Origin of the sequence: Pseudomonas sp. ICMP 460 (assembly GCF_002723595.1) — a bacterium.
Lineage (GTDB): Bacteria > Pseudomonadota > Gammaproteobacteria > Pseudomonadales > Pseudomonadaceae > Aquipseudomonas > Aquipseudomonas kitaguniensis.
In genome coordinates, this window is sequence record NZ_LKBR01000057.1 from 188,971 (window position 1) to 213,498 (window position 24,528).

Genomic DNA, 24,528 nt, shown 5'->3' on the forward strand with positions numbered 1-24,528 from the left:
GCCGGGCTTTTTCTACTGCAAGCAATGCTTAGGCAGTGAAGGTTTTGCCTTCGAACTGCTCAGCCACGAACTTCCAGTTGACCAGGTTCCAGAACGCTTCTACATACTTCGGACGCACGTTGCGGTAGTCGATGTAGTAAGCATGTTCCCAGACGTCGCAGGTCAGCAGCGGGGTGTCGCCACTGGTCAGCGGGTTGCCGGCGCCGATGGTGCTGGCCAGGGCCAGGGAACCGTCGGCTTTTTTCACCAGCCAGCCCCAACCGGAACCGAAGGTGCCGACCGAAGTCTTGGTGAACTCTTCCTTGAACTTGTCGAACGAACCGAAGGCTGCGTTGATGGCTTCAGCCAAGGCGCCGGTAGGTTGGCCGCCAGCGTTTGGTGCCAGGCAGTTCCAGTAAAAAGTGTGGTTCCAGACTTGAGCGGCGTTGTTGAAGATGCCGCCCGAAGAAGACTTGACGATTTCTTCCAGGGTCTTGCCTTCGAACTCGGTGCCTGGCACCAGGTTGTTCAGGTTCACGACGTAGGTGTTGTGGTGCTTGTCGTGGTGGAATTCCAGGGTTTCCTTGGAAATGTGCGGCTGCAGGGCATCGTGTGCGTAGGGCAGCGGCGGCAATTCGAAAGCCATGATGATTCTCCTAATCAGGTCAGTTGCGGTGAGCGCAAGGCCGATCACGGGCGGCCAAACAAGCGCCGGGGAGTTTGTACTCTTTGCGGCGCAGGGTCCGGATCATAGCACCGGGGGTGCGGCAAAACCACGCAACAACTGTGTGGGATAGAGGTTCCAGAGCGTTTTGGAATATTCCTCACGCACTGATCAATTGGTAGGCCACGCTGAACATCATCACGGCGACCAAAAGGTCGAGCAAACGCCACGTAGCCGGGCGCGCCAGCCAGGGTGCCAGCCATGCCGCGCCGAGTGCCAGCGTGGCGAACCACAGGAACGAAGCGCTGGCGGCGCCCGCAACGTAGGCACCGGGCTCGGTTTGTTGAGCGCCCAGCGAACCGATCAGCAACACGGTGTCGAGGTACACGTGGGGGTTGAGCAAGGTGACCGCCAATGCGCTGAGCAAAACGGCGCGTAACGAGCGCACCTTGAGGGCGCCGCCTTGCTCCAGGCTCTGCCGCGAAAACGCGCGGCGCAACGCCAACGTGCCATACCACAACAGGAACGCCGCGCCGCCCCAGCGCGCAATCGCCAGCAGCAGCGGGTTGTGCGCCAGCGCCGTCGCAAGGCCAAATACCCCGGCAGCCACCAGTATCACGTCACACACGATGCACAGTGCCGCCACCGACAAATGATGTTCACGGCGCAGGCTTTGCGCCAGCACAAAGGCGTTCTGGGTGCCGATCGCCATGATCAGGCCAAGGGCGACTAAAAGCCCGTTCACGTAGCTCTGCCACATAGGTATTACTCCGCGTGCGCTGCCAATTGGCGTAACACGTGCATGGCGCGCTCGGCATCGGCGCGGCCGACAAACAGGTGGTCGTGATAAAAACCGGCAATCACGTTGCAACTGATACCGGCGTTGCCCAGCGCGCTGGAGAAGGCTGCCGTCAGGCCAACGGCTTCAAGGGCGGAATGCACATTCAGGGTGATCCACGCCGCGATGTAATCGAAGCTCAAACCGGCTTGTTGCGCCTGTTGACGTTCAACGATCAGGGTCAAACCTTCCTGCTCGCGAAAGCTGCCGATGACCTCGCAACCTGCCGGGATGCAGGCGTCGGGCAGGGTGCAGAACACGTAATCGCCGTCGTTAAGCTGTGGGCGCATGCTGCGCAACAGCGTCGCCAAGGTAGTTTCGCCAGCCATGTGAGCGTTCCTTGTGAGTGGAGAGAATCAGTGCTGGTCATTCTCTGGCGCCAAGCTGTATAAGAAAAACAAATATTGCTGATCGCTCATTAGAGAAACTGATGTTCGACTATAAATTGCTTTCTGCCTTGGCGGCGGTCGTGGAACAAGCCGGTTTCGAACGCGGTGCGCAGGTACTGGGGGTGTCGCAGTCGGCGATTTCTCAACGCATCAAGTTGCTGGAAGCGCGCATCGGCCAACCGGTGCTGGTGCGCGCTGCGCCGCCTGCGCCCACCGAGATTGGCCGCCGCCTGCTTAACCATGTGCAACAAGTGCGGTTGCTTGAACGCGACCTGCAAAGCCTGGTGCCGGCGCTGGACGCCGAGGGCATGCCCGAACGCCTGCGCATCGCAATAAATGCCGACAGCCTCGCCACGTGGTGGGCGGCGGCCGTCAGCGGTTTTTGCGCCGAGCAACACCTGTTGCTCGACCTGGTGGTCGAAGACCAAACCGTCGGCCTCAAGCGCATGCGCGCCGGTGAAGTGGCGGCGTGTATCTGCGCCAGTGAGCGCCCGGTGGCTGGCGCGCGCAGCCTGTTGCTCGGCGCCATGCGCTATCGGGCAATGGCCAGCCCAGCCTTTGTTGCGCGACATTTCCCTGAAGGCGTGCGTGCCGACCAACTGGCGCGCACGCCGGCGCTGGTGTTCGGCCCGGATGACTTTCTGCAACACCGTTACCTGGCATCTCTGGGCGTGGAGGGTGGTTTTGAGCACCATTTATGCCCATCGTCCGAAGGCTTTATTCGGTTGACGGAAGCGGGCCTGGGCTGGGGGTTAGTCCCCGAATTGCAGGTGCGCGACCAGCTGGAAAAAGGCGTTTTAGTCGAATTATTACCCGATAAGCCCATCGATGTGCCGCTGTACTGGCATCATTGGCGCAGTGGCGGGCAGTTGTTGGGCTTGCTCACCGAGCATCTGGCCCAGGCATGTGGCCAGTGGTTGGTGCCCTATCAGCAGTAACAAGCGTCAAGCTGCAAGCTGCAAGAGAAAAGCTTGCGGACCGTTTTTAACTTGTAGCTTGAAGCTTGACGCTAGAGGCTGCATTCGTAGGAGGCTACATGAAGATTCTGGTCACCGGCGCAAGCGGCTTCATCGGCGGGCGCTTTGCGCGTTTCGCCCTGGAGCAGGGCCTGGACGTGCGGGTCAACGGGCGGCGCGCCGAAGGTGTGGAGCACTTGGTACGGCGCGGCGCCGAGTTTATCCAGGGTGATTTGAACGATGCAGGCCTGGCGCGCGAGCTGTGCCGTGACGTCGAAGCCGTGGTGCATTGCGCCGGCGCCGTCGGGCTGTGGGGCAAGTACCAGGACTTCCATCAGGGCAATGTGCTGGTTACCGAAAACGTGGTTGAAGCGTGCCTCAAACAGCGCGTCGGGCGTTTGGTGCACCTGTCGTCGCCGTCGATCTACTTTGACGGGCGCGACCACCTTGGGCTGACTGAAGAACAAGTGCCCAAGCGCTTCAAGCATCCCTATGCCGCGACCAAATACCTGGCGGAGCAGAAGGTATTTGGCGCGCAGGAATTCGGCCTTGAAGTACTCGCCTTGCGCCCACGCTTTGTGACCGGCGCCGGCGACATGAGTATTTTCCCGCGGTTGCTGAAAATGCAGCGCAAAAACCGTCTGGCGATTGTTGGCGACGGCCTTAACAAGGTCGACTTCACCAGCGTGCACAACCTCAACGAAGCGTTGCTCAGCAGTTTGTTGGCGCCCGGCTCGGCGTTGGGCAAGGCCTACAACATCAGCAACGGCACGCCGGTGCCGGTGTGGGATGTGGTCAACTACGTGATGCGACAAATGGCCCTGCCACAGGTCACCCGCTACCGGTCTTACGGTTTGTCCTACAGTGTGGCGGCGTTGAACGAGGCATTCTGCGCGATGTGGCCAGGGCGGCCGGAGCCGGCGTTGTCGCGGTTGGGCATGCAGGTCATGAACAAAGATTTCACCCTCGACATCAGTCGGGCCAGGCATTATCTCGACTACGAGCCCAAGGTCAGCCTGTGGACCGCCCTCGACGAGTTTTGCAGTTGGTGGAAAGCCCAGGAACCGGGGCTTAAGTAAGCTCACAACCAGCAACACATCGGGAACCGAATTCCGGGTTCCGAGTCGATCAGTGCAGTGCCGACGCGGTTTATACTGCCGGCGCTCGATTTTTCAGCTAGCCATCTCACCGATTCAGGGTTGATTCATGCGTAACGATGCTAAAGACGATTTCGACAACGTTCCCAGCCTGCGGGCCGACCACGGGGACGATGATGATTTCGAGCCGACCCCTGCTACGTCCGTGCGCTCGCGCAATACCAAAGTGGTCAAGGTCAAGAGTGCCAGCACCGGCCCGCTGTGGGCATTGGTCGGCGCGCTGCTGATCGCCTTTGTGGGCCTGGCCTGGTGGAGCTTCCAGCAGATCTCCCTGATGGGCCAGCAATTGGTTGCCACCCAAGAGAGCTTTGCGCGCATCAGCGAAGAAGCGGCTGGGCGCCTGCAGGATATTTCCGGCAAGGTGGTGGCCAGTCAGGCCAGCGTGAACAACGGCAGCGAAGCGCTCAAGCAGCAAATCCAGCAGTTGGAAACCCAGTTGCAGGAGCAGGGCAAGCAGCAAGTCGGCGTAGCCGGTCAAGCCACCGCATTGGATCAGCGCCTGGCGCAAATGGCCACCGGTACCACCGAGCTGTCGAACGCCAACAGCAAGCTGCAAGGCCAGGTTCAGGCACTGACCGAAGCCGTCGCCAGCCTCAAGGCCGCGCAGGGTGATGTGGCCAAGCGTGATGCCGAGGTCAAGGAATTGTCCGCCGACGTTGCCGCCCTTAAAAAGCAGGGCAACCCGAGCGCCGCCATCGCCCGTCTGGAACAAGACCTTGTAGTGCTCAAGAGCGCGCAGGAAAACCCGTCGATTAATAGCGATGCGCCGACCAATAAAGAATTCGACGTGTTCCGCATCCAGACCACCCGCAATATCACCACTTTGCAGAGCCAGGTGCAGAACCTGCAGCAGCAGCTCAACTCGCCTGCAAGATAAGATTGAGCGTTCCCACGCAGAGCTTGGGAACGATCACGCAGTTGATAAGCAGGGCCGCCTTTGGGGAGTGTCACCGGTCGGTGACATTTGCCTTGTGCTTCGTTACATGCCGCCGCCGCGCCCTTGTTTAGACTCAGGTCATCCCACAAAAAATAATAAGGGCCACCCATGACCATGCAACCGCTGCCCGCCAGCAGCTGGCTCAACGCTCCTGCCCATCACACCTGGCTCGCCGCCGAAGGCCAGCGCCTCTTGTCATTCGCCAAAGCCTCGCGACTGCCCGACGGGTTCGGTAACCTGAACGATAAAGGCCAACTGCCGGCCGATGCCCACGCCGAAACCATGAACACCGCGCGCATGACCCACAGTTTCGCCATGGCCCATGCCATGGGGTTGCCAGGTTATGCCGAGCTGGTTGAACACGGTGTGGCTGCCCTCAATGGTCCTTTGCGCGATAGCGAACACGGTGGCTGGTTCGCCGCGCCCCACGCCGTCGACGGCAACCGGGGCAAGGCTGCCTACCTGCACGCGTTCGTGGCGCTGGCCGCCAGCTCAGCGGTGGTGGCGGGTGCGCCCGGTGCGCAGAACCTGTTGAACGACGCCGTGCATATCATCGACCAGTTCTTCTGGAGCGAGGAGGAGGGCGCAATGCTCGAATCGTTTGCCCAAGACTGGACCCACGTCGAAGCCTATCGCGGCGCCAACAGCAACATGCACGCCACCGAAGCCTTTCTGGCGCTGGCCGATGTCACCGCCGACACGCGTTGGCTGGACCGCGCGTTACGTATTGTCGAGCGCGTCATCCATACCCACGCCGTGGCTAATCAGTACAGTGTCATCGAGCATTTCGACGCACAGTGGAAACCCTTGCTCGGCTACAACGAAGACAACCCCGCCGATGGCTTCCGCCCCTACGGCATCACCCCCGGCCACGGTTTTGAATGGGCGCGGCTGGTGTTGCACCTGGAGGCCGCGCGCCTGCAAGCCGGGCTGGCCACGCCGGACTGGCTGGTAACCGACGCCAAGGGCTTGTTTGCCAGCGCCTGCGAATACGCATGGGCCGTGGACGGTGCCCCCGGCATTGTCTACACCCTGGACTGGAACCATCGCCCGGTGGTGCGTGAGCGCCTGCATTGGACCCACGCCGAAGCGGGCGCTGCGGCCCAGGCGTTGCTCAAGCGCACGGGCGAGTTGCATTACGAAACCTGGTATCGGCGTTTCTGGGAATTTTGCGACAGCCACTTTATCGACCGTGTCGATGGCAGTTGGCATCACGAACTCAGCCCGCATAACCAGCCCAGCAGCAAAATCTGGGGCGGCAAGCCCGACCTGTACCATGCCTGGCAAGCGGTAGTGCTGCCTGCACTGCCCCTGGCACCCAGCATGACCAGCGCTTTGGGCCGGGGGCTTTATGTCACCAAGTGGTGACATTTGTACGTCCCTTTGTTACCTGCGCCTTGAAAATCCCTGTTTAAACTCCGTGCAGCGCAAGCTCTAGACTTGCATGCATAACAACAAGAAAAGGTATTCAGATGAACGCGATTAATCGCCTCGCCGTTGCTATTTCCATTGCCTCGTTAGCTCCCCTCAGTGTGTTTGCCGCCGACTCGAAAGGGACGGTTGAAGTTGTGCATTGGTGGACCTCCGGCGGTGAAAAAGCGGCGGTAGATGTACTGAAGGCTCAAGTTGAAAAAGATGGCTTCGTCTGGAAAGACGGTGCCGTCGCAGGTGGCGGTGGCGCCACTGCCATGACCGTGCTGAAAAGCCGCGCGGTCGCCGGCAATCCGCCAGGCGTCGCCCAGATCAAAGGCCCGGACATTCAGGAATGGGCGTCGACTGGCTTGCTCGACACTGACGTGCTCAAAGACGTCGCCAAAGAAGAAAAGTGGGACTCCCTGCTCGACAAAAAAGTCTCGGATACTGTGAAGTATGACGGTGACTACGTTGCCGTACCGGTCAACATCCACCGCGTGAACTGGCTGTGGATCAACCCGGAAGTCTTCAAAAAAGCCGGTATCACCAAGAACCCGACCACCCTCGAAGAATTCTACGCAGCCGGCGACAAGCTCAAGGCCGCAGGCTTCATTGCGCTCGCGCACGGTGGCCAGCCTTGGCAGGACAGCACTGTATTTGAAGCCGTCGTACTGTCAGTGATGGGTGCAGAGGGCTACAAAAAAGCCCTGGTTGACCTGGATAATGCTGCGCTGACCGGCCCGGAAATGGTCAAGTCGCTGACCGAGCTGAAAAAAGTCGCGACCTACATGGACGTCGACGGCAAGGGCCAGGACTGGAACCTTGAAGCAGGCAAAGTCATCAATGGCAAGGCCGGCATGCAGATCATGGGTGACTGGGCCAAGTCCGAATGGACCGCCGCCAAAAAAGTCGCCGGCAAAGACTACGAGTGCGTAGCCTTCCCGGGCACCGACAAAGCCTTCACTTACAACATCGACTCCCTGGCGGTGTTCAAGCAGAAAGACAAAGGCACCGCTGCCGGCCAGCAAGATATTGCCAAAGTCGTGCTGGGTGAAAACTTCCAGAAAGTCTTCAGCATCAACAAAGGCTCGATCCCGGTTCGGATCGACATGTTGAACAAAATGGACTCGTACGGCTTCGACTCCTGCGCCCAGACCGCTGCCAAAGACTTCCTGGCAGACGCCAAGACCGGCGGCCTGCAGCCGAGCATGGCGCACAACATGGCCACTACGCTGGCAGTACAAGGCGCGTTCTTTGACGTTGTGACCAACTTCATGAACGACCCGAAAGCCGACCCGGCCGACACCGCCAAGAAACTCGGCGCTGCGATCAAGTCGGCAAAATAATAAGGGGCAGCCTTAAGCTGCAAGTTTCAAGCTGCAAGCTGCAAGTTAGAAGCGGTGTGCTGTATGGCTTCTGGCTTGCAGCTTCTAGCTTGTAGCTTGAAGCTTGAAGCTTGTAGCTTGTAGCTTGCAACCGCCCCAACCCCTATTTCTTTTGTTGGATTTTCCCATGAGTTCTGTTGCTGTGTTCAGCAAGGCCTCGCCGTTAGATGCATTGCAGCGCTGGCTACCTAAATTGGTGCTGGCGCCCAGCATGTTCATCGTTCTGGTGGGCTTTTACGGCTACATCCTGTGGACGTTCGTTCTGTCGTTCACCACGTCGACGTTTCTGCCAAGTTACAAATGGGCGGGGCTTGCGCAATACCAGCGGTTGTTCGACAACGATCGGTGGTGGGTGGCGAGCAAGAACCTGGCGGTTTTCGGCGGCATGTTTATCGGCATCACCTTGGTGATCGGCGTGACGCTGGCGATTTTCCTCGACCAGAAAATCCGCCGCGAAGGCTTCATCCGCACCATTTACCTGTACCCGATGGCGCTCTCGATGATCGTGACCGGTACGGCCTGGAAATGGCTGCTCAACCCGGGCATGGGCCTGGACAAACTCTTGCGTGACTGGGGCTGGGAAGGCTTCCGTCTCGACTGGCTGATCGACCCGGACCGCGTGGTCTACTGCCTGGTGATTGCCGCTGTATGGCAAGCCTCCGGTTTTATCATGGCGATGTTCCTCGCGGGCCTGCGCGGTGTTGATCAATCGATCATTCGTGCCGCGCAGATCGACGGCGCCAGCCTGCCGCGCATCTATTGGAGCGTGGTGCTGCCAAGCCTGCGCCCGGTGTTCTTCAGTGCGGTGATGATCCTCGCGCACATCGCCATCAAGAGCTTCGACCTGGTAGCGGCAATGACCGCCGGCGGTCCGGGCTACTCGTCCGATTTGCCTGCGATGTTCATGTACTCGTTCACCTTCAGTCGTGGCCAGATGGGCATGGGCTCGGCCAGTGCAATCCTGATGCTCGGCGCGATCCTCGCGATAATCGTGCCTTACCTGTACTCCGAGCTGAGGACCAAGCGTAATGACTAGTCTCGCTAAACCGGCCATCAGCCTGAGCCGCATCGCGATCTACGTGGTGCTGATCCTCGCGGTGCTGCTGTACCTGATACCGCTGGTGGTGATGTTGCTGACCAGCTTCAAGTCCCCGGAAGACATCAGCACCGGCAACTTGCTGAGCTGGCCGACCGTGGTCACCGGCATTGGCTGGGTCAAGGCCTGGGCCACGGTTGATGGTTACTTCTGGAACTCGATCAAGATCACCGTTCCGGCGGTGCTGATTTCCACCGCCATCGGTGCGCTGAACGGCTACGTGCTGTCGTTCTGGCGCTTCCGGGGTTCGCAGTTGTTCTTCGGTTTGCTCTTGTTCGGTTGCTTCCTGCCGTTCCAGACCGTGCTGCTGCCGGCGTCGTTCACCCTCGGCAAGATGGGCCTGGCCAGCACCACCACCGGCTTGGTGTTTATCCATGTGGTCTACGGCCTGGCGTTCACCACGCTGTTCTTCCGTAACTACTACGTCAGCATTCCGGATGCGCTGATCAAAGCCGCGCGCCTCGACGGCGCCGGTTTTTTCACCATCTTCCGTCTGATCATCCTGCCGATGTCGACGCCGATCATCATGGTCTGCCTGATCTGGCAGTTCACTCAGATCTGGAACGACTTCCTGTTCGGTGTGGTGTTCTCCAGTGGTGACTCGCAGCCGATTACGGTGGCGCTGAACAACCTGGTCAACACCAGCACCGGGGCCAAGGAATATAACGTGGACATGGCGGCGGCGATGATCGCCGGGCTGCCGACCCTGCTGGTCTATGTGATCGCAGGCAAGTATTTCGTGCGCGGCCTTACGGCCGGCGCGGTCAAGGGGTAATCATGGCTACGCTTGAACTTCGCAATGTAAACAAGACCTATGGCGCCGGCCTGCCCGACACCTTGAAGAACATCGAACTGTCGATCAAAGAAGGCGAATTCCTGATTTTGGTGGGCCCTTCGGGGTGCGGCAAATCCACGCTGATGAACTGCATCGCCGGGCTTGAAACCATCACTGGCGGCGCCATCATGATCGGTGATCAGGACGTCAGCGGCATGAGCCCCAAGGACCGTGACATCGCCATGGTGTTCCAGTCCTACGCGCTGTACCCGACCATGAGCGTGCGCGAGAACATCGAGTTCGGCCTCAAAATTCGCAAGATGAGCCAGTCCGACATCGACGCCGAAGTCGCGCGTGTGGCCAAGCTTTTGCAAATCGAACACCTGCTTAACCGCAAGCCGGGCCAACTTTCCGGCGGCCAGCAACAGCGTGTGGCCATGGGCCGTGCCTTGGCGCGTCGACCGAAGATCTACCTGTTCGACGAACCGTTGTCCAACCTCGACGCCAAATTGCGCGTTGAGATGCGCACCGAAATGAAGTTGATGCACCAGCGCCTGAAAACCACCACCGTCTACGTCACCCACGACCAGATCGAAGCGATGACGCTGGGCGACAAAGTTGCGGTAATGAAGGACGGCATCATTCAGCAATTTGGTACGCCGAAAGAGATTTACAACGACCCGGCCAACCTTTTTGTGGCAAGCTTTATCGGTTCACCACCGATGAACTTCATTCCTCTGCGCCTGCAACGCAAGGACGCTCGCCTGGTGGCCGTGCTCGACAGCGGCCAGGCCCGTTGTGAGTTGCCGCTGAGCATGAACGACGCCGGCCTTGAAGACCGCGATGTGATCCTGGGCCTGCGCCCGGAGCAAATCGTGCTGGCGACAGGCGAGGGCAATGGTTCGTCGAGTATCCGCGCCGAAGTTCAGGTCACTGAACCGACCGGCCCGGACACGCTGGTGTTCGTGCAGCTCAACGACACCAAGGTGTGCTGCCGGTTGGCGCCGGATGTTGCACCGCAGGTTGGCGAGACCCTGACCCTGCAGTTCGACCCGGCCAAGGTATTGCTGTTCGATGCCAAAACCGGCGAGCGCCTCGGCACAGTCGCTGCTTTGGCTGTGCCTGAAGTCGCCGGGCTTGCCCGCGATGGCGTCACAGCGCTGTAAAAACGAATAAGTTGTTGTTTTAATTGAAAAAAAGTAAACCGCGTTAGATAAAAACAGTTTAATAACAATAAAGACGAGGATGTAGGGATGAAAAAGCACCAGAACAATACCCGGCTGATCTGCCAACTGTCAGCAGCCGCCGCCCTTGTACTGTCCGCCAATGCGATGGCGGCCGATGCATTCAGCGCTGATTCCAAGTGGATGACCGGCGATTGGGGCGGCGAGCGTACCAAGCTGATCGAGCAAGGTATCGACATCAAGGCTGACTACGTGGGCGAAGTTGGCGGCAACCTGCACGGTGGCTTCAACAACGACAAAACTGCCCGTTACGCCGACCAGTTCGGTCTGGGCGTAGCACTGGACCTGCAAAAGCTGTGGGGCTGGGATAACACCCAGGCCAAGATCCAGCTGACCAATCGTAATGGCCAGAACATTTCCAATGACCGTATTGGTGACCCGCGTGCCGGCACCTTGAGTTCGTCTCAAGAAGTGTATGGCCGAGGCCACATGGTGCGTCTGACGCAGTTCTGGATTCAGCACCAGATGTTCGACAACAAGCTGGACGTGAAACTCGGTTACTTCGGTGAAGGCGAAGACTTCAACACCTTCCCGTGCGACTTCCAGAACCTGTCGTTCTGCGGTTCGCAGGTCGGTAACTATGTAAACACCTGGTACAACTGGCCAGTCAGCCAGGCGGCTATCCGCGTGAAGTACAACATCACGCCTGAGCTGTATGCGCAAATCGGTGCCTACAACCAGAACCCATCGCAGCTGGAGCACGGCAACGGCTTCAAGCTCAGCGGTAGCGGCACCAAGGGCACCGTGATTCCGGTGGAATTGGTCTGGTCGCCGAAGGTTAACAACCTGCCGGGCGAATACCGTGTGGGTTACTACAAAAGCGCCGCCGACGCTTCCGACGTACGTGAAGACGTCAACGGCAACGACGCTGCCACCACAGGTCAGGCTTACCGTACCCACAGCAGCAAAAAAGGCTACTGGTTCGTTGCACAGCAGCAACTCACCACGCATAACGGCGACGCTTCGCGCGGCCTGAACATCGCTGCCAACGCTACGTTCCACGACAAGGAAACCAACCTCGTCGACAACTATCAGTCGCTGATGCTGGTGTACAAAGGCCCATTCGATGCTCGTCCAAAAGATGACGTCGGCATCGGCGCTGCGCGTTTGCACGTCAACGATGACGTGAGAAAGAACGCCGAGTTGTCCAACGATGCGGGTGGGTTTACCGATTACAGCCAAGCCGGTTTCTCGCCACTGCGTTCCACCGAATACAACTATGAAGTCAACTACGGCTTCCACGTTACCAACTGGCTGACCGTGCGCCCTAACCTGCAATACGTGACCCACCCGGGCGGCGTCGACAAAGTCGACAACGCGCTGGTAGCGGGCCTGAAAATTCAGTCTCAGTTCTAACGCTGTTGCGATAAGCTCCTTCTCTCTGTGCGCATTTTGCGGGTAGCCATGGCTACCCGCTTTTTTTGCGTTGCACTGTGACGATATTCAGGACCGTGGCACATGCATGAGCATCCGCTGCAACGCTTTTTCAAGTCCCTGCGCGAGCAACCGGTGTTCGCTTGGGAGCGCTTTCAGATGCGTGACGTGTTGGTGATCGACCATCCACTGTGCCAGGCGGTGTTCAGTCGCCAGGGCGCGCAGTTGCTGCACTTCCAGCCGCGAGGTCAAAAGCCCTGGCTGTGGTGCGCAGCCAAATGGCCACAAGTCGGCGCCATTCGTGGCGGTGTGCCGGTGTGCTGGCCGTGGTATGGGCGCCATCCGTGCGAAAACGCGTGGCCATCGCATGGCTGGGCGCGTTTGATCGACTGGAAACTGCTCGACAGCAGCACCGCGGACGACGGCGTGCGCCTGCACTGGCAGTTGCAACTGTGCGACTGGCAGGTCGACCTGCACGCGCACTTGGGCGAAACCCTGGAATTGCGCCTGTGCACCGAGCATCAGGACGAACTGCCGTGCCAACTGAGCCATGCTTTGCACGCCTATTGGCGAATTGGCAACGTCGGTGAGGTAGCGCTGTCTGGGCTTGATGGCGCGCACGGTTATGACCAGCTCAATCGCCAGGTTTGCCAGCAGGAAGGCGAGTTGCGCGTGGACGGCGGGTGCCAGCGGGTGTTTCAGCACGACGGTGAATTGCACCTCAAAGATCACGCCTGGCAGCGCGAACTGTGCATCGACACCGGCAACAGCGCCGACACCGTGGTGTGGCACCCCGGCCGGCAGCCGTTGCTCGGCGTGAGCTTCAATGAGGCGTCGGGGTTTGTGTGCGTGGAGTCGGCGATGGCGGGCGCCAGCCTGGCGCCGGGGGAGAGGGCGCATTTGAGTTTGCAGGCCAGGGCTGGGGTTTAGCAGGGTGGCTGATGGCCCCATCGCGAGCAAGCCCGCTCCCACATTTTGACCGAGTCCCCGCGTGGAATACCGTCAACTGTGGGAGCGGGCTTGCTCGCGATGAGGCCAGTACCATCACGACACCTTCAGGCCTAGTTAAACTCATCCCCCACCGGATACCGGCTGTCATTCAAGCTCTCTTTGATCTTGCGCAAATGTGGCTGGAAATCCACGCCACGGCGCAATGTCATGCCCGTCGCCAACACATCCAGCACCGTCAGCTGGATGATTCGCGAGGTCATCGGCATGTAGATGTCGGTGTCTTCCGGCAGCGGAATATTCAGGCTCACCGTACTGGCTTTGGCCAGCGGCGAGTTCTCGGCGGTCACGCCCAGCACCGAAGCACCGTTTTCCCGCGCAATACGCGCCACTTCCACCAGCTCGCGGGTGCGCCCGGTGTAGGAAATAATCACGAACAACTCGCCCGTGTGGGCCACCGAGGCGAGCATGCGCTGCATCAGCACGTCGGCATGCGCGGTGACGGCCAGGTTGAAGCGGAAGAACTTGTGCAGCGCATCCATCGCCACCGGTGCCGAAGCGCCGAGGCCGAAGAAGTGGATCTGCCGCGCCTGAATCAACAAGTCTACGGCTTTGCTGATCAGGGCAGGGTCCAGCGCCTGGCAGGCGCTGTCGAGCGAGGCAATCGCGCTGCCAAAAATTTTCTGGGTGTAGGCCTCGGGGTTATCATCGGCCTCAACGGCGCGGCTGACATACGCCGCACCACTGGCCAAACTTTGCGCCAGCTGCAATTTAAGTTCAGGGTAACCGCTGACGCCGAACGAACGGCAGAAGCGGTTGACCGTCGGTTCACTGACCGAGGCGGCTTGGGCGAGGGCGGCGATCGAGAAGCGTGTGGCCTGCTGCGGGTTGAGCAGGATGACTTCAGCAACTTTACGCTCAGCCTTGTTGAGTTCTTCGAGGCGGTTCCGGATCTGTTCCAGAAGATTTCGCACGCGGTCCATTCAGTCTTCCTTCGGGCGACGATGCAAATAAAAGGTGGCAACTAATCGATGAGTGGCCTTTTGCGGTGGCCTATCCTACTGAGGGTAGCTGAACACCACCACTCGCAATGCGTAATTCGGGAATATGTTGTGGTTATTACTACATTTTCCCTTGAGTGATGCCTTGAAAAAAGGTATTTGTAGCTTAACTTGATAAAAGAACAAACATCATGCCTTCGATAACCGTAGAACCCTGCACCTTTGCCCTGTTTGGCGCGTTGGGTGATCTGGCGCTTCGCAAGTTATTTCCTGCCCTCTATCAACTTGATGGCGCCGGGCTCCTGCACGACGACACGCGCATCCTGGCCCTGGCCCGTGAAGCCGGTTCCGAGCAGCAGCACATGGCGCATATCGAAAAAGAATTGCGCAATTATGTCGGCAAGCAACTCGACGAAGGCATCGCCCAGCGGTTTTTGGCGCGCCTGACCTACGTGCATGTCGACTTCTTGAAGGCTGACGACTATGTGGCCCTGGCTGAAATCGCCGGCACCGAGCAGCGTCTGATTGCCTACTTCGCCACCCCGGCGGCGGTGTATGGCGCGATCTGCGAAAACCTGTCCAAGGTCGGCTTGGCCGAGAACACCCGTGTGGTCCTCGAAAAACCCATCGGTTCGGACCTGGAGTCGTCGCGCAAGGTCAACGACGCCGTGGCGCAGTTTTTTCCGGAAAACCGCACCTACCGCATCGACCACTACTTGGGCAAAGAGACCGTCCAGAACCTGATCGCGCTGCGTTTTGCCAACAGCCTGTTCGAAACCCAGTGGAACCAGAACTACATCTCCCACGTTGAAATTACCGTGGCCGAGCAAGTAGGCATCGAGGGGCGCTGGGGTTACTTCGACAAGGCCGGCCAACTGCGCGACATGATCCAGAACCACCTGCTGCAACTGCTTTGCTTGATCGCCATGGACCCGCCGGCTGACTTGTCCGCCGACAGCATTCGTGACGAGAAGGTCAAGGTGCTCAAGGCCCTGGCGCCGATCAGCCCGGACGGCCTGACCACCCAAGTGGTGCGCGGCCAATACATCGCGGGTTACAGCGCCGGCAAGGCGGTGCCGGGTTATCTCGAAGAAGAGAATTCCAACACCCAGAGCGACACCGAAACCTTCGTTGCCCTGCGTGCCGATATTCGCAACTGGCGCTGGGCCGGTGTGCCGTTTTACTTGCGTACCGGCAAGCGCATGCCGCAAAAGCTGTCGCAGATCGTTATCCACTTCAAGGAACCGTCGCACTATATTTTCGCCCCGGAGCAGCGCTTGCAGATCAGCAACAAGCTGATCATCCGCCTGCAGCCGGACGAAGGTATTTCATTGCGCGTGATGACCAAGGAGCAGGGCCTGGACAAGGGCATGCAACTGCGCAGCGGGCCGTTGCAACTGAATTTTTCCGACACCTATCGCAGCGCGCGGATTCCCGATGCCTACGAGCGGTTGTTGCTGGAAGTAATGCGCGGCAATCAGAACCTGTTTGTTCGCAAAGATGAAATCGAAGCCGCGTGGAAGTGGTGTGACCAGTTGATCGCCGGGTGGAAAAAATCCGGTGATGCGCCCAAGCCGTATGCGGCGGGTTCCTGGGGGCCGATGAGCTCGATAGCACTGATCACGCGGGATGGGAGGTCGTGGTATGGCGATATCTGAATTGAAACTGCCTCAGGGCGTCAGCGCTCATGAGTACCGTACGCCCGCATTGCTCGCGGACGGCTTGGCCAATGACGTGGCCGAGCAACTGCGCGCGGCCATCAGTGCGCGTGGTGAGGCGACGTTGGTGGTGTCCGGTGGCCGCAGCCCCGTGGCGTTCTTCCAGAACCTGGCCAAACAAGGCCTGGACTGGTCCAAAGTCACCATCACCCTGGCCGACGAGCGTTGGGTGCCGGTGGAACACGCCGACAGCAACGCTGGCCTGTTGAAGAAATACCTGCTGCAAGGCCCAGCGGCCAAGGCCAGGTTTTTGAGCCTGTACAACGTTGCCGCGAACCTTGAAGACGCCGCCGAACTGGCTGATCGCCAATTGGCAGAGCTGCCGGGCATTGATGTGCTGGTGCTCGGCATGGGCGATGACGGCCACACGGCGTCGCTGTTCCCCAACAGCCCGAACCTGAACGAAGCCCTGCAGGCTGACGGTACTCGCCGTTGCTGGCCAATGCTGGCGCCGACCGTGCCGCATCAGCGCTTGACCATGAGTCGCGCGTTGCTGGCCACCGCGCATTACACCGTGCTGTCGATTTCCGGCAGCTCGAAGTTGACCACCTTGAGCGCCGCGCTGGCCAGTGATGACATTGCTGCCATGCCGATTCGCGCGTTTTTGCAACCTACATTAGAGATTTACTGGTGCCCATGAGCCAAGGATCAGCCGCTATGAAAAGCCCTCAAACTACCGTGTCCATGGCGGATAAAGTTGCCCTGATCGACAGCCTCTGCGCCAAGGCGCGGATCCTGCCGGTCATCACCATCGCCCGCGAACAGGACATCCTGCCGCTGGCCGATGCTTTGGCAGCCGGTGGTTTGACCGCATTGGAAGTGACCCTGCGTTCCGAGTTCGGCCTCAAGGCCATTCAGGTGCTGCGTGAGCAACGCCCGGAGCTCTGCACAGGCGCCGGCACCGTGCTCGACCGCCATATGCTCGAAGCGGCCGAGGTCGCCGGCTCGCAATTTATCGTCACCCCCGGCATCACCCGCGACCTGCTGGAAGCCTCGGTGCACAGCCCGATTCCGTTGTTGCCGGGCATCAGCAATGCCTCCGGCATCATGGAAGGCTACGGCCTGGGTTATCGCCGCTTCAAGCTGTTCCCGGCTGAAGTCAGCGGCGGCGTCGCGGCGATCAAAGCCCTCGGCGGCCCGTTTGGCGAAGTTAAATTCTGCCCAACCGGCGGTGTTGGCCCGGCCAACATCAAGCAGTACATGGCGTTGAAAAACGTGATGTGCGTAGGCGGTAGCTGGATGCTCGACCCTGAGTGGGTCAAGAACGGCGACTGGGCACGCATTCAGGAAGTCACCGCGCAGGCGCTGGCGCTGCTGGATTGATCTGATTCACCGAATCGTTGTTGCTGTGCTTAACGGCATTTTTGCGGTGCACTTGGTCGGTGCGCCGCTTTTTTTTGCCTGCAGAAAACCTTGGGCTTCACATGCATCCAACTGTGGGAGGGCCCACTGCATCTTTGATGTAGCGCTGTCGCGCAGCAAGCGGGCTTGGGGTGTTGTTCAGGTTGGGTACATATCCGTTATTTGGGTGATGGCTTGTATCGGTTTCGCTCTTACAGCGAGTCACTTTTGAACAGCGCAAAAGTAACCAAAACGCTCTTGCCCCACCACTCGGATTTGGGTGATGGCTTGTATCGGTTTCGCTCTTACAGCGAGTCACTTTTGAACAGCGCAAAAGTAACCAAAACGCTCTTGCCCCACCACTCGGCACCTCGCTTAGGCTCGGTGTGCCCGCCCGCAGGCTTGAATCCGTGGGCCGCCGCGATGGGCCATCCTTGGCCCAGCGCGGCTAACCCGGCGTCCTGCCGGGTTACCCACGGATTCAAGCCTGCGTGCGGCCATCGTGGTTTAACGGGGCGCTTCTTAGATCAAAAGCAGATCAAAAGCAAAAGCACGGCGGCCTGAAAGCCGACCTGAGTGGTTGAAGCAGATCAAGGGCGGGTTTTGCATAAAGCACGGCGGCCTGAAAGCCGACCTGAGTGGTTGAAGCAGATCAAGGGCGGGTTTTGCATAAATAGCAGATCTGCTTTTTTTTGGTTTTGTGGGAGGGGGCTTGCTCCCGATAGCAGTGTGTCAGTTGAAAAATATTTATCTGACACACCGCCATCGGGAGCAAGCCCCCTCCCACAGTTTGACCACATTCTGCTTGGGAGATTGGGTCGGCGTAGATGATCGTTCCCACGCTCTGCGTGGTAATGCCGCTAAGGACGCTCTGCGTCCAGCTTTTTCAGCCATGGAATCTCCCACATTTGACCGCATTCAGCGTGGGAGATTGGGTCGGCTTTCGGGCCGCCTGCCTTTGATTGTGATCTTGATCTGGAAGCGCCCCGTTAAACCACGATGGCCGAACGCAGATATTACGGAGCGGGTAAACCGGCAGGACGCCGGTTTAGCCGCGACGGGGCAGGGACGCCCCGTCGCGGCGGCCCGCTTCGTAATATCGGAGGGAGGGCACACCGAGCCTAAGCGAGGTGCCGAGTGGTGGGGCAAGAGCGTTTTGGTTACTTTTGCGCTTTTCAAAAGTGACCCGCTGTAAGAGCGGAACCGATATAAGCCATAACCTCAATAACGGATATGCACTCAAAAACAACAGGTTATTTGTAGTTTTATAGGAGGGGCTTGCTCCCGATGGCCTCAACGCGGTGTGCCTGGCAAATAGAGGTGCCTGCATCGCGAGCAAGCCCGCTCCCACAGTTAATCGGTGCTCAGCTCGGTGATTGCGTTGACCAGCACACCCATGTCTGCTGCCGATGTCACCAGGCCCGGCGTCACCCGGATACAACTGCCGAACGCGGCGCCCATGCGCGTCGTGGTAAACAGCGCGTACTTGTTGAGCAACTGGTCTGCCATCGCTTGCTGATCGCGCCCGATAAACTTGAACGCAGTGATCCCGCAATAGAGTCGCGGGTCGTCCGGGGTCAGCACTTCAATGCCTGGCAATGACTGCACCTGGCTCACCCACAGATTGCGCAAATAATTGACCCGCGCGCCTTTGGCCGCCGAGCCGCCCAACGCGCGATGCTCTTCAAACACCCGAGGCAAGGTCATCAGTGCCGGAAAATTCGGCGTGCTGTAAGACGTGCGTGCACGCACGTCGGTGGCGGGGTAGTGAAACTCGCCCATGTCCGGGTCGATGTCGGCCAAGCGCTCCGGGGCGATGTACATAAAACCCAGGGTCAGCGGCGCGCCAATCCATTTATGCAGGTTAAAGCCAGCGAACTGAATGCCCAATTGGGTGAGGTTGAACTCGATCTGGCCCAACGCATGCGCGCCGTCGAGTATCACGTCCACGCCATGTTCACGCGCTGCCCTGGCAATCGCCTCAACCGGCATCACCAGGCCGGTGCGGTGCGTAACATGGGTCAGCGCCATCAGCTTGAGGCGCGGGTGCCGCACGAACGCATCACGATAGGTCTGCACCAGGCTGTCGAAACTCGCCGGGTGCGTGTGGCACACCTCGATCACTTCCACCCCGCGCGCACCTGCCAGCCAACGCATGGCGCCTTTGACCGTGTCGTACTCCAGGTCACTGATCAGCACCTGGTCGCCCGGCAGCAGGCGGTTGTAGTTGCGGATCAGTGATTGCAACGCCTCAGTGGCGTTGCGGGTGAAGGCCACCGATGCGGGGTCGACATTGATCAACTCGGCCAGTTGGCGGCGAATCTCGAGGTTTTCGCCTTGTTCGAAGCGCTGGCGTACATACACCGCGTTGCTGCGGTTGATAAACGCCACGTGCTCCAGGTACTGCGCTTGCACCGCACGGCTCATGCGCCCGAAATAGCCGTTTTCCAGATTGATCGGCCCGGGCTCCAGTTCGTAGCGCCCGGCGATGGCTTGCCAGTGACTTTCGTTATCAGCATTCCTTGGCATGGCGGGGCTCTCACTCAATGGCGGGGTGCGGGTTTAGCGTGTTTTAGGCGCAGCGGTTCAAGCAGTTCGGACAGGCCGTTGCTATCGATTTCCTGCATCAACGCCAGCAGGCCGCCCAGTTCGCCGTGCGGGAAACCTTCACGGGCAAACCAATTCAGGTACGGGCCTGGCAGGTCGGCGATGATCCTTCCCTTGTACTTGCCGAAGGGCATTTGGCGGGTGATCAGCAGTTCGAGTTTTTCGGGGTTCATGGGCTTCGTGCGGTTGAGGCGAGGTGTTCGAAAATACAGGCATTCTGCATGAAGGCCAAATGACAGATCATGCAAAAAACGCACATACAGATGGTTCAAATAATCGTAAGTTATTGAAATTTATAATTAAAATAGTTTTTCAAAAGCTGGCACGAGGGCTGCAATCATTCATGCAAGCTTTCTCAACCCACATAAGGAATTGAAAAATGACCGACATCAACAAAGAATCGATCTCCGTACTGAACGACCTGATCGAAACCAGCATCGACGGCCAGAAAGGCTTCCAAGAGTGTGCTGAAGACATCAAGCATCCAGAACTCAAAGCACTGTTCGCCAAGCGTTCAGCTGACTGCGCAACCGCCGCTGCTGAATTGAAAACTGCTGTAAAAGCCTTGGGCGGTGACCCGGAAGATTCCGGCAGTGTTGCCGGCGCTCTGCACCGCGGCTGGGTCGACGTGAAGTCGATGGTGACCGGCAAAGACGAAGAAGCGGTATTGAACGAAGCAGAGCGCGGTGAAGACCACGCACTGAAGGCTTACAAAGAAGCCATCGAGAAGATCAACAAGCACAACCTGCTGGGCATTCGTGATTTGGTTGAGCGTCAGTTCCACGGCGCACAACGCAACCACGACCAGGTAAAAGCCCTGCGTAACCAGGCTCGCGCTCAGTCGTAAGCCCTGCGCTGTAACAAAAAGTGGGAGGGGGGGAAACCCCCTCCCACTTTTTTTGCATTAGCCAGCAGCGCAAATGTGGGAGGGTGCTTGCTCCCGATAGCAATCTATCCGCCACTGTATTCGGTGGTTGATAGATCGCAATCGGCAGCCAGCTCCCTCCCGCTTTGTTCTGCAATCAGCCGATGCTGATTGGCGGCAGCTCGGTCAGCGTCACAACCTGCTGCTTACGCGGCGCCAGAATTTCCGCCTCGCCGTCTACTACCAGCTCGTCGCGCTGGTTGAATACGCGGGTGGCGATGCGCACGCGAAACTTGGGCAGCTTTTCGAGGATTTCCAGACGCACGGTCAGGGTGTCGCCGATTTTCACCGGCTTTTGAAAGCTCATCTGCTGGCCGATGTAGATGGTGCCCGGCCCAGGCAGCTCGCAGGCAACCGCCGCGCTGATCAGGGCGCCGCTGAACATGCCGTGGGCGATACGCTCCTTGAACATGGTCGCCTTGGCGTACTCGGCATCCAGGTGCACTGGGTTGTGGTCGCCGGACATCGCAGCGAACAGCTGGATATCGCGCTCTTCGACAGTCTTGGTGTAGCTGGCGGTCTGGCCGACTTCGAGGGCTTCGTACGGGGTGTTGCTAACCTGAGTCATCTAAAGGTGCATCCTGTGGCTAATCGGTAATTTAATTGACTGATTTAAGCGGCGTATTTTAAACGAGAAGTCATTCACAGCGGGCCGGCGTGCGCAACGCAAGGGCCTGGTCGAGCCAGCTCAGCACATCCGCTGTGACTTCATCGCGGTTGGTTTCGTTGAACACTTCGTGACGCGCCTGCGGGTAGACATTTAATTGCACGTTCTGGCAGCCGGCCTCACGCAGCGCATGGGCCAGGCTTTTGAGACGCTTGCCCTCACTCACCGGATCACATTCACCGCCGATCACCAGAATCGGCAGGCCCGGATCAATCTGCGCGAGATTGGACGCTTTGCTGATTTGCTGCAAGCCACCCAACAGGTCGACCCACAGCTGATTGGTGCAGCGAAACCCGCAGAGCGGGTCGTTGATGTACTTATCCACCTCGCTCGGGTCGCGGCTGAGCCAATCAAACGCGGTGCGGTTTGGCTTGAACGTTTTGTTGAACGAGCCAAATGACAGAAAGTCGATCAAGCCACTGCGCCCACGCAGGCCCTGGCGCATACGTTCAAGGCGCGCAATCAGCCGCGCCGCGCGGTACAGCGCCACCGGCTGGAAATTCGAACCGCTGAGAATTGTCCCATTCAGGCTGGCGCTGTGGTGCAACAAGTAGGCTTGGGCGATATAGCTGCCCATGCTGTGGCCCAACAAAATGATCGGCAGCCCCGGCTGCTGTTGGCCAATGTGTTGGTTGAGGCTGGCGAGGTCGCCGACGACTGTGTGCCAGCCATCGTGTTCGGCGTACAACCCCAGCGTGCCTTCGTCGGCGGTGCGGCCGTGACCGCGCTGGTCAGCTGCATACACGCCGTAACCTGCGTTGCACAACGCTTGGGCCAGGCGCGCGTAGCGCCCGCTGTGCTCGGCCATGCCGTGGCACAGCATCACCAGGGCCTTGGGCGGGCCATCGGGCAGCCATTGATTGACGTACAGGCGGCTGTGGTCATTCGCGGTCAGCCAGAAGGTGCTGTGGTGCATGGCGGCTCCTTTGCTCAGGGGGATTGCAGTGTATAGCTCAGCGCATGAGACGCGCCTGATCAGTGCAAGCCGTTGTAGGAAGATTCACGCAATAAATGAGGCTGTTTCCTGTATTGCCTGGTTGGCCATAACTGCTACCGTCCCCAAGAGCTCCGCTTTTTTGGCAGCACACTTTTATCGCTGCAGCGGCCGGACACACTCAGGTAAGAGGATAAGAATAATGCAACCTGACTTCTGGAATGACAAACGCGCGGCGGGCGTTCCCAGCCACATCGACCTCACCGCCTACACATCGGTGATCGAAGTCTTCGAGCGCTCTTGCAAGGCGTTTGCCGACCGTCCGGCGTTCAGCAACATGGGCATCACCCTGACGTACGCCGAGCTTGATCGCCAGAGCGCGGCGTTCGCCGCCTACCTGCAACACCACACCGACCTCAAGCCCGGCGAGCGCATCGCCGTGCAGATGCCCAACGTGCTGCATTACCCGATTGCCGTGTTTGGCGCACTGCGCGCCGGGTTGATCGTGGTCAACACCAACCCGCTGTACACCCCGCGCGAGATGCGCCACCAGTTCAAGGATGCCGGCGTGCGCGCGCTGGTCTACCTCAACCTGTTCGGTTCGCGCGTGCAGGAAGTGTGCGCCGACACCGAGATCGACTATCTGATCGAAGCCAGAATGGGCGACTTGATGCCCGCCGCCAAAGGCTGGCTGATCAACACCGTGGTCGACAAGGTTAAAAAGATGGTCCCGGCCTACACGTTGCCACGCGCCGTATCGTTCAAGCGCGCGTTGCGCATGGGCGCCGGGCTGGGTGTGACTCGCCACCCGATGACCCTGGACGACATCGCCGTGCTGCAATACACCGGCGGCACCACCGGCCTGGCCAAGGGCGCGATGCTGACCCACGGCAACCTGGTGGCGAACATGCAACAGGTGCGCGCCTGCATGTCGCAGACCGACGAGCACGGCCACCCGCTGATCAAGGAAGGGCAGGAGGTGATGATCGCGCCGCTGCCGCTTTATCACATCTATGCATTCACCGCGCATTGCATGTGCATGATGGTGTCCGGCAACCATAACGTGCTGATCACCAACCCTCGCGACATTGGCGGCTTTATCAAGGAACTGAAAAAGTGGCGTTTTACCGGGCTGCTCGGGTTGAACACCTTGTTTGTGGCGTTAATGGACCACCCGGACTTCAAGCACCTGGACTTCTCCCATCTGAAGCTCACCAACTCCGGCGGTACGGCGCTGATCAAGGCCGTCGCCGAGCGCTGGGAGCAGGTCACCGGCTGTGCGATCAGCGAGGGCTACGGCCTGACCGAAACTTCACCGGTGGCCAGCACCAACCCGTACGGCAATAAATCGCGCCTGGGCACCGTGGGGATTCCGGTGCCAGCCACGGCAATGAAGGTGATTGATGATCAAGGCGTCGAGTTGCCCTTGGGCGAACGCGGCGAATTGTGCATCAAAGGCCCGCAAGTCATGAAGGGCTACTGGCAGCAACTCGCCGCGACTGCCGAGGCGCTGGATGCCGAGGGCTGGCTCAAGACCGGCGACATTGCGGTGATCGATGATGACGGCTTTGTACGCATCGTCGACCGCAAGAAGGACTTGATCATCGTCTCGGGTTTCAACGTGTACCCCAACGAAATCGAAGAAGTGATGATGGCCCACCCGGCCGTGGCCAATTGCGCGGTGATCGGCGTGCCGGATGAACGCACTGGGGAGGCGGTGAAGCTGTTTGTGGTGGCGCGCGCCCAAGGCCTGAACCTTGAGGAGTTGAAGGTGTACTGCAAGGCTAACTTCACGGGCTACAAGGTGCCCAAACATATTGTGTTGCGCGACGCGTTGCCGATGACCCCGGTGGGCAAAATTCTGCGCCGGGAGCTGCGCGACATCGCGTGATCTGAAATGTAATCAAACTGTGGGAGGCGGCTTGCTGCCGATTGCAATGGAACAGTCACCAGATGTATCGACTGACCTGGCGCAACCGGCAGCAGCCCCCTCCCACAATGCTGTTTATCGTCCTGAAATGCCCATTCCAGAGGTCTTTTTGGCGTTATAGAATTTTTGCTCTAAAAGTGACTATTAAACATTCTTGAGTCATGTTTATGACTGTAGAGCCCTCTTTTGGCTCTAGGCGGCCCTTGGCAAAGCTGCTACTCTCGGCGCGCTTTGTGACGTCTCGGCCTGC

At 59.1% G+C, this 24,528-nt stretch carries 23 protein-coding genes; 15 read left to right on the plus strand and 8 right to left on the minus strand.

All coding sequences use genetic code 11. From position 1 onward, the window contains the following. Nucleotides 1-28 precede the first annotated feature (28 nt). The 3 genes from AO240_RS24730 to AO240_RS24740 form a co-directional block, all read right to left on the minus strand. Nucleotides 29-625 carry a superoxide dismutase gene (locus AO240_RS24730; RefSeq protein ID WP_017125974.1) on the minus strand — a complete coding sequence of 199 codons (597 nt, stop codon included), beginning with the start codon at nucleotides 623-625 and terminating at the stop codon, nucleotides 29-31. Nucleotides 626-803: 178 nt separating this feature from the next. Then, nucleotides 804-1,403, minus strand: a complete 600-nt coding sequence (locus tag AO240_RS24735) for a LysE/ArgO family amino acid transporter (RefSeq protein WP_099240012.1) — start codon at nucleotides 1,401-1,403, stop codon at nucleotides 804-806. Between the two features lie 5 nt (nucleotides 1,404-1,408). Next, entirely contained in the window at nucleotides 1,409-1,810 is a 402-nt protein-coding gene (locus AO240_RS24740) for an ACT domain-containing protein (protein ID WP_099240014.1), read from the minus strand. 101 nt (nucleotides 1,811-1,911) lie between these two features. Between AO240_RS24740 and AO240_RS24745 the strand changes: the two genes are divergently transcribed. The 10 genes from AO240_RS24745 to AO240_RS24790 all read left to right on the plus strand — a co-directional run bounded on the left by AO240_RS24745 (nucleotide 1,912) and on the right by AO240_RS24790 (nucleotide 13,137). Beyond that, on the plus strand, nucleotides 1,912-2,808 hold the full coding sequence (locus AO240_RS24745) for a LysR family transcriptional regulator ArgP (RefSeq protein ID WP_099240016.1): 897 nt from the start codon (nucleotides 1,912-1,914) through the stop codon (nucleotides 2,806-2,808). A 98-nt stretch (nucleotides 2,809-2,906) separates the two neighbouring features. Beyond that, nucleotides 2,907-3,905, plus strand: coding sequence for an NAD(P)-dependent oxidoreductase (locus AO240_RS24750; protein ID WP_099240018.1), 999 nt, complete (start codon nucleotides 2,907-2,909; stop codon nucleotides 3,903-3,905). Between the two features lie 127 nt (nucleotides 3,906-4,032). Beyond that, the gene (locus AO240_RS24755; RefSeq protein WP_099240020.1) at nucleotides 4,033-4,860 is read left to right on the plus strand and encodes an ATPase; all 828 of its coding nucleotides are present in this window, start codon (nucleotides 4,033-4,035) and stop codon (nucleotides 4,858-4,860) included. A 168-nt stretch (nucleotides 4,861-5,028) separates the two neighbouring features. Further along, nucleotides 5,029-6,288, plus strand: a complete 1,260-nt coding sequence (locus AO240_RS24760; protein WP_099240022.1) for an AGE family epimerase/isomerase — start codon at nucleotides 5,029-5,031, stop codon at nucleotides 6,286-6,288. Nucleotides 6,289-6,392: 104 nt separating this feature from the next. After that, nucleotides 6,393-7,679 carry an ABC transporter substrate-binding protein gene (locus tag AO240_RS24765; protein WP_058414441.1) on the plus strand — a complete coding sequence of 429 codons (1,287 nt, stop codon included), beginning with the start codon at nucleotides 6,393-6,395 and terminating at the stop codon, nucleotides 7,677-7,679. A 166-nt stretch (nucleotides 7,680-7,845) separates the two neighbouring features. Then, nucleotides 7,846-8,754 carry a carbohydrate ABC transporter permease gene (locus AO240_RS24770; RefSeq protein ID WP_058414440.1) on the plus strand — a complete coding sequence of 303 codons (909 nt, stop codon included), beginning with the start codon at nucleotides 7,846-7,848 and terminating at the stop codon, nucleotides 8,752-8,754. Beyond that, entirely contained in the window at nucleotides 8,747-9,589 is an 843-nt protein-coding gene (locus tag AO240_RS24775) for a carbohydrate ABC transporter permease (RefSeq protein WP_099240024.1), read from the plus strand. Before AO240_RS24770 ends, AO240_RS24775 begins: the two co-directional genes overlap by 8 nt. A 2-nt stretch (nucleotides 9,590-9,591) precedes the next feature. Continuing rightward, on the plus strand, nucleotides 9,592-10,755 hold the full coding sequence (locus AO240_RS24780; RefSeq protein WP_099240026.1) for an ABC transporter ATP-binding protein: 1,164 nt from the start codon (nucleotides 9,592-9,594) through the stop codon (nucleotides 10,753-10,755). Nucleotides 10,756-10,842: 87 nt separating this feature from the next. Further along, the gene (locus tag AO240_RS24785; RefSeq protein ID WP_099240028.1) at nucleotides 10,843-12,189 is read left to right on the plus strand and encodes a carbohydrate porin; all 1,347 of its coding nucleotides are present in this window, start codon (nucleotides 10,843-10,845) and stop codon (nucleotides 12,187-12,189) included. Nucleotides 12,190-12,291: 102 nt separating this feature from the next. Beyond that, nucleotides 12,292-13,137, plus strand: coding sequence for a D-hexose-6-phosphate mutarotase (locus AO240_RS24790; protein ID WP_099240030.1), 846 nt, complete (start codon nucleotides 12,292-12,294; stop codon nucleotides 13,135-13,137). 131 nt (nucleotides 13,138-13,268) lie between these two features. Here AO240_RS24790 and AO240_RS24795 read toward each other — a convergent pair whose 3' ends face one another. Continuing rightward, the gene (locus AO240_RS24795) at nucleotides 13,269-14,129 is read right to left on the minus strand and encodes a MurR/RpiR family transcriptional regulator (protein ID WP_172979352.1); all 861 of its coding nucleotides are present in this window, start codon (nucleotides 14,127-14,129) and stop codon (nucleotides 13,269-13,271) included. A gap of 218 nt (nucleotides 14,130-14,347) precedes the next feature. On the opposite strand from AO240_RS24795, the gene zwf reads away from it, so the two are divergent. Genes zwf through AO240_RS24810 form a run of 3 tightly spaced genes read left to right on the plus strand, consistent with a single transcriptional unit; the run spans nucleotide 14,348 to nucleotide 17,197 of the window. Beyond that, nucleotides 14,348-15,814, plus strand: coding sequence for a glucose-6-phosphate dehydrogenase (gene zwf / locus AO240_RS24800; protein WP_058414434.1), 1,467 nt, complete (start codon nucleotides 14,348-14,350; stop codon nucleotides 15,812-15,814). After that, on the plus strand, nucleotides 15,801-16,514 hold the full coding sequence (pgl, locus tag AO240_RS24805) for a 6-phosphogluconolactonase (protein WP_058414433.1): 714 nt from the start codon (nucleotides 15,801-15,803) through the stop codon (nucleotides 16,512-16,514). Before zwf ends, pgl begins: the two co-directional genes overlap by 14 nt. Before the next feature lie 17 nt (nucleotides 16,515-16,531). Next, nucleotides 16,532-17,197, plus strand: a complete 666-nt coding sequence (locus AO240_RS24810) for a bifunctional 4-hydroxy-2-oxoglutarate aldolase/2-dehydro-3-deoxy-phosphogluconate aldolase (RefSeq protein WP_099240032.1) — start codon at nucleotides 16,532-16,534, stop codon at nucleotides 17,195-17,197. 1,371 nt (nucleotides 17,198-18,568) lie between these two features. Here AO240_RS24810 and AO240_RS24825 read toward each other — a convergent pair. Beyond that, nucleotides 18,569-19,744, minus strand: coding sequence for an aminotransferase class V-fold PLP-dependent enzyme (locus AO240_RS24825; protein ID WP_099240036.1), 1,176 nt, complete (start codon nucleotides 19,742-19,744; stop codon nucleotides 18,569-18,571). A 14-nt stretch (nucleotides 19,745-19,758) separates the two neighbouring features. After that, complete coding sequence (locus AO240_RS24830) at nucleotides 19,759-19,995, minus strand: DUF3820 family protein (RefSeq protein ID WP_099240038.1); 237 nt, start codon at nucleotides 19,993-19,995, stop codon at nucleotides 19,759-19,761. 206 nt (nucleotides 19,996-20,201) lie between these two features. Between AO240_RS24830 and AO240_RS24835 the strand changes: the two genes are divergently transcribed. Beyond that, nucleotides 20,202-20,669, plus strand: a complete 468-nt coding sequence (locus tag AO240_RS24835) for a PA2169 family four-helix-bundle protein (RefSeq protein ID WP_058414429.1) — start codon at nucleotides 20,202-20,204, stop codon at nucleotides 20,667-20,669. A gap of 175 nt (nucleotides 20,670-20,844) precedes the next feature. Here the strand turns inward: AO240_RS24835 and AO240_RS24840 are convergent, their stop codons facing one another. Together AO240_RS24840 and AO240_RS24845 are read right to left on the minus strand one after the other, a co-directional pair. After that, entirely contained in the window at nucleotides 20,845-21,315 is a 471-nt protein-coding gene (locus AO240_RS24840) for a MaoC family dehydratase (RefSeq protein WP_058414428.1), read from the minus strand. Nucleotides 21,316-21,385: 70 nt separating this feature from the next. After that, nucleotides 21,386-22,330 carry an alpha/beta hydrolase gene (locus tag AO240_RS24845; protein WP_099240040.1) on the minus strand — a complete coding sequence of 315 codons (945 nt, stop codon included), beginning with the start codon at nucleotides 22,328-22,330 and terminating at the stop codon, nucleotides 21,386-21,388. 220 nt (nucleotides 22,331-22,550) lie between these two features. On the opposite strand from AO240_RS24845, the gene fadD2 reads away from it, so the two are divergent. Continuing rightward, nucleotides 22,551-24,239, plus strand: a complete 1,689-nt coding sequence (gene fadD2 / locus AO240_RS24850) for a long-chain-fatty-acid--CoA ligase FadD2 (RefSeq protein WP_099240042.1) — start codon at nucleotides 22,551-22,553, stop codon at nucleotides 24,237-24,239. The last annotated feature ends 289 nt before the right edge of the window (nucleotides 24,240-24,528 follow it).

Coding starts and splice junctions, on each gene's coding strand:
- AO240_RS24730 (WP_017125974.1), bottom strand. CDS start 625: ATGGCTTTCGAATTGCCGCCGCTGCCCTACGCACACGATGCCCTGCAG.
- AO240_RS24735 (WP_099240012.1), bottom strand. CDS start 1,403: ATGTGGCAGAGCTACGTGAACGGGCTTTTAGTCGCCCTTGGCCTGATC.
- AO240_RS24740 (WP_099240014.1), bottom strand. CDS start 1,810: ATGGCTGGCGAAACTACCTTGGCGACGCTGTTGCGCAGCATGCGCCCA.
- AO240_RS24745 (WP_099240016.1), top strand. CDS start 1,912: ATGTTCGACTATAAATTGCTTTCTGCCTTGGCGGCGGTCGTGGAACAA.
- AO240_RS24750 (WP_099240018.1), top strand. CDS start 2,907: ATGAAGATTCTGGTCACCGGCGCAAGCGGCTTCATCGGCGGGCGCTTT.
- AO240_RS24755 (WP_099240020.1), top strand. CDS start 4,033: ATGCGTAACGATGCTAAAGACGATTTCGACAACGTTCCCAGCCTGCGG.
- AO240_RS24760 (WP_099240022.1), top strand. CDS start 5,029: ATGACCATGCAACCGCTGCCCGCCAGCAGCTGGCTCAACGCTCCTGCC.
- AO240_RS24765 (WP_058414441.1), top strand. CDS start 6,393: ATGAACGCGATTAATCGCCTCGCCGTTGCTATTTCCATTGCCTCGTTA.
- AO240_RS24770 (WP_058414440.1), top strand. CDS start 7,846: ATGAGTTCTGTTGCTGTGTTCAGCAAGGCCTCGCCGTTAGATGCATTG.
- AO240_RS24775 (WP_099240024.1), top strand. CDS start 8,747: ATGACTAGTCTCGCTAAACCGGCCATCAGCCTGAGCCGCATCGCGATC.
- AO240_RS24780 (WP_099240026.1), top strand. CDS start 9,592: ATGGCTACGCTTGAACTTCGCAATGTAAACAAGACCTATGGCGCCGGC.
- AO240_RS24785 (WP_099240028.1), top strand. CDS start 10,843: ATGAAAAAGCACCAGAACAATACCCGGCTGATCTGCCAACTGTCAGCA.
- AO240_RS24790 (WP_099240030.1), top strand. CDS start 12,292: ATGCATGAGCATCCGCTGCAACGCTTTTTCAAGTCCCTGCGCGAGCAA.
- zwf (WP_058414434.1), top strand. CDS start 14,348: ATGCCTTCGATAACCGTAGAACCCTGCACCTTTGCCCTGTTTGGCGCG.
- pgl (WP_058414433.1), top strand. CDS start 15,801: ATGGCGATATCTGAATTGAAACTGCCTCAGGGCGTCAGCGCTCATGAG.
- AO240_RS24810 (WP_099240032.1), top strand. CDS start 16,532: ATGAAAAGCCCTCAAACTACCGTGTCCATGGCGGATAAAGTTGCCCTG.
- AO240_RS24825 (WP_099240036.1), bottom strand. CDS start 19,744: ATGCCAAGGAATGCTGATAACGAAAGTCACTGGCAAGCCATCGCCGGG.
- AO240_RS24830 (WP_099240038.1), bottom strand. CDS start 19,995: ATGAACCCCGAAAAACTCGAACTGCTGATCACCCGCCAAATGCCCTTC.
- AO240_RS24835 (WP_058414429.1), top strand. CDS start 20,202: ATGACCGACATCAACAAAGAATCGATCTCCGTACTGAACGACCTGATC.
- AO240_RS24840 (WP_058414428.1), bottom strand. CDS start 21,315: ATGACTCAGGTTAGCAACACCCCGTACGAAGCCCTCGAAGTCGGCCAG.
- AO240_RS24845 (WP_099240040.1), bottom strand. CDS start 22,330: ATGCACCACAGCACCTTCTGGCTGACCGCGAATGACCACAGCCGCCTG.
- fadD2 (WP_099240042.1), top strand. CDS start 22,551: ATGCAACCTGACTTCTGGAATGACAAACGCGCGGCGGGCGTTCCCAGC.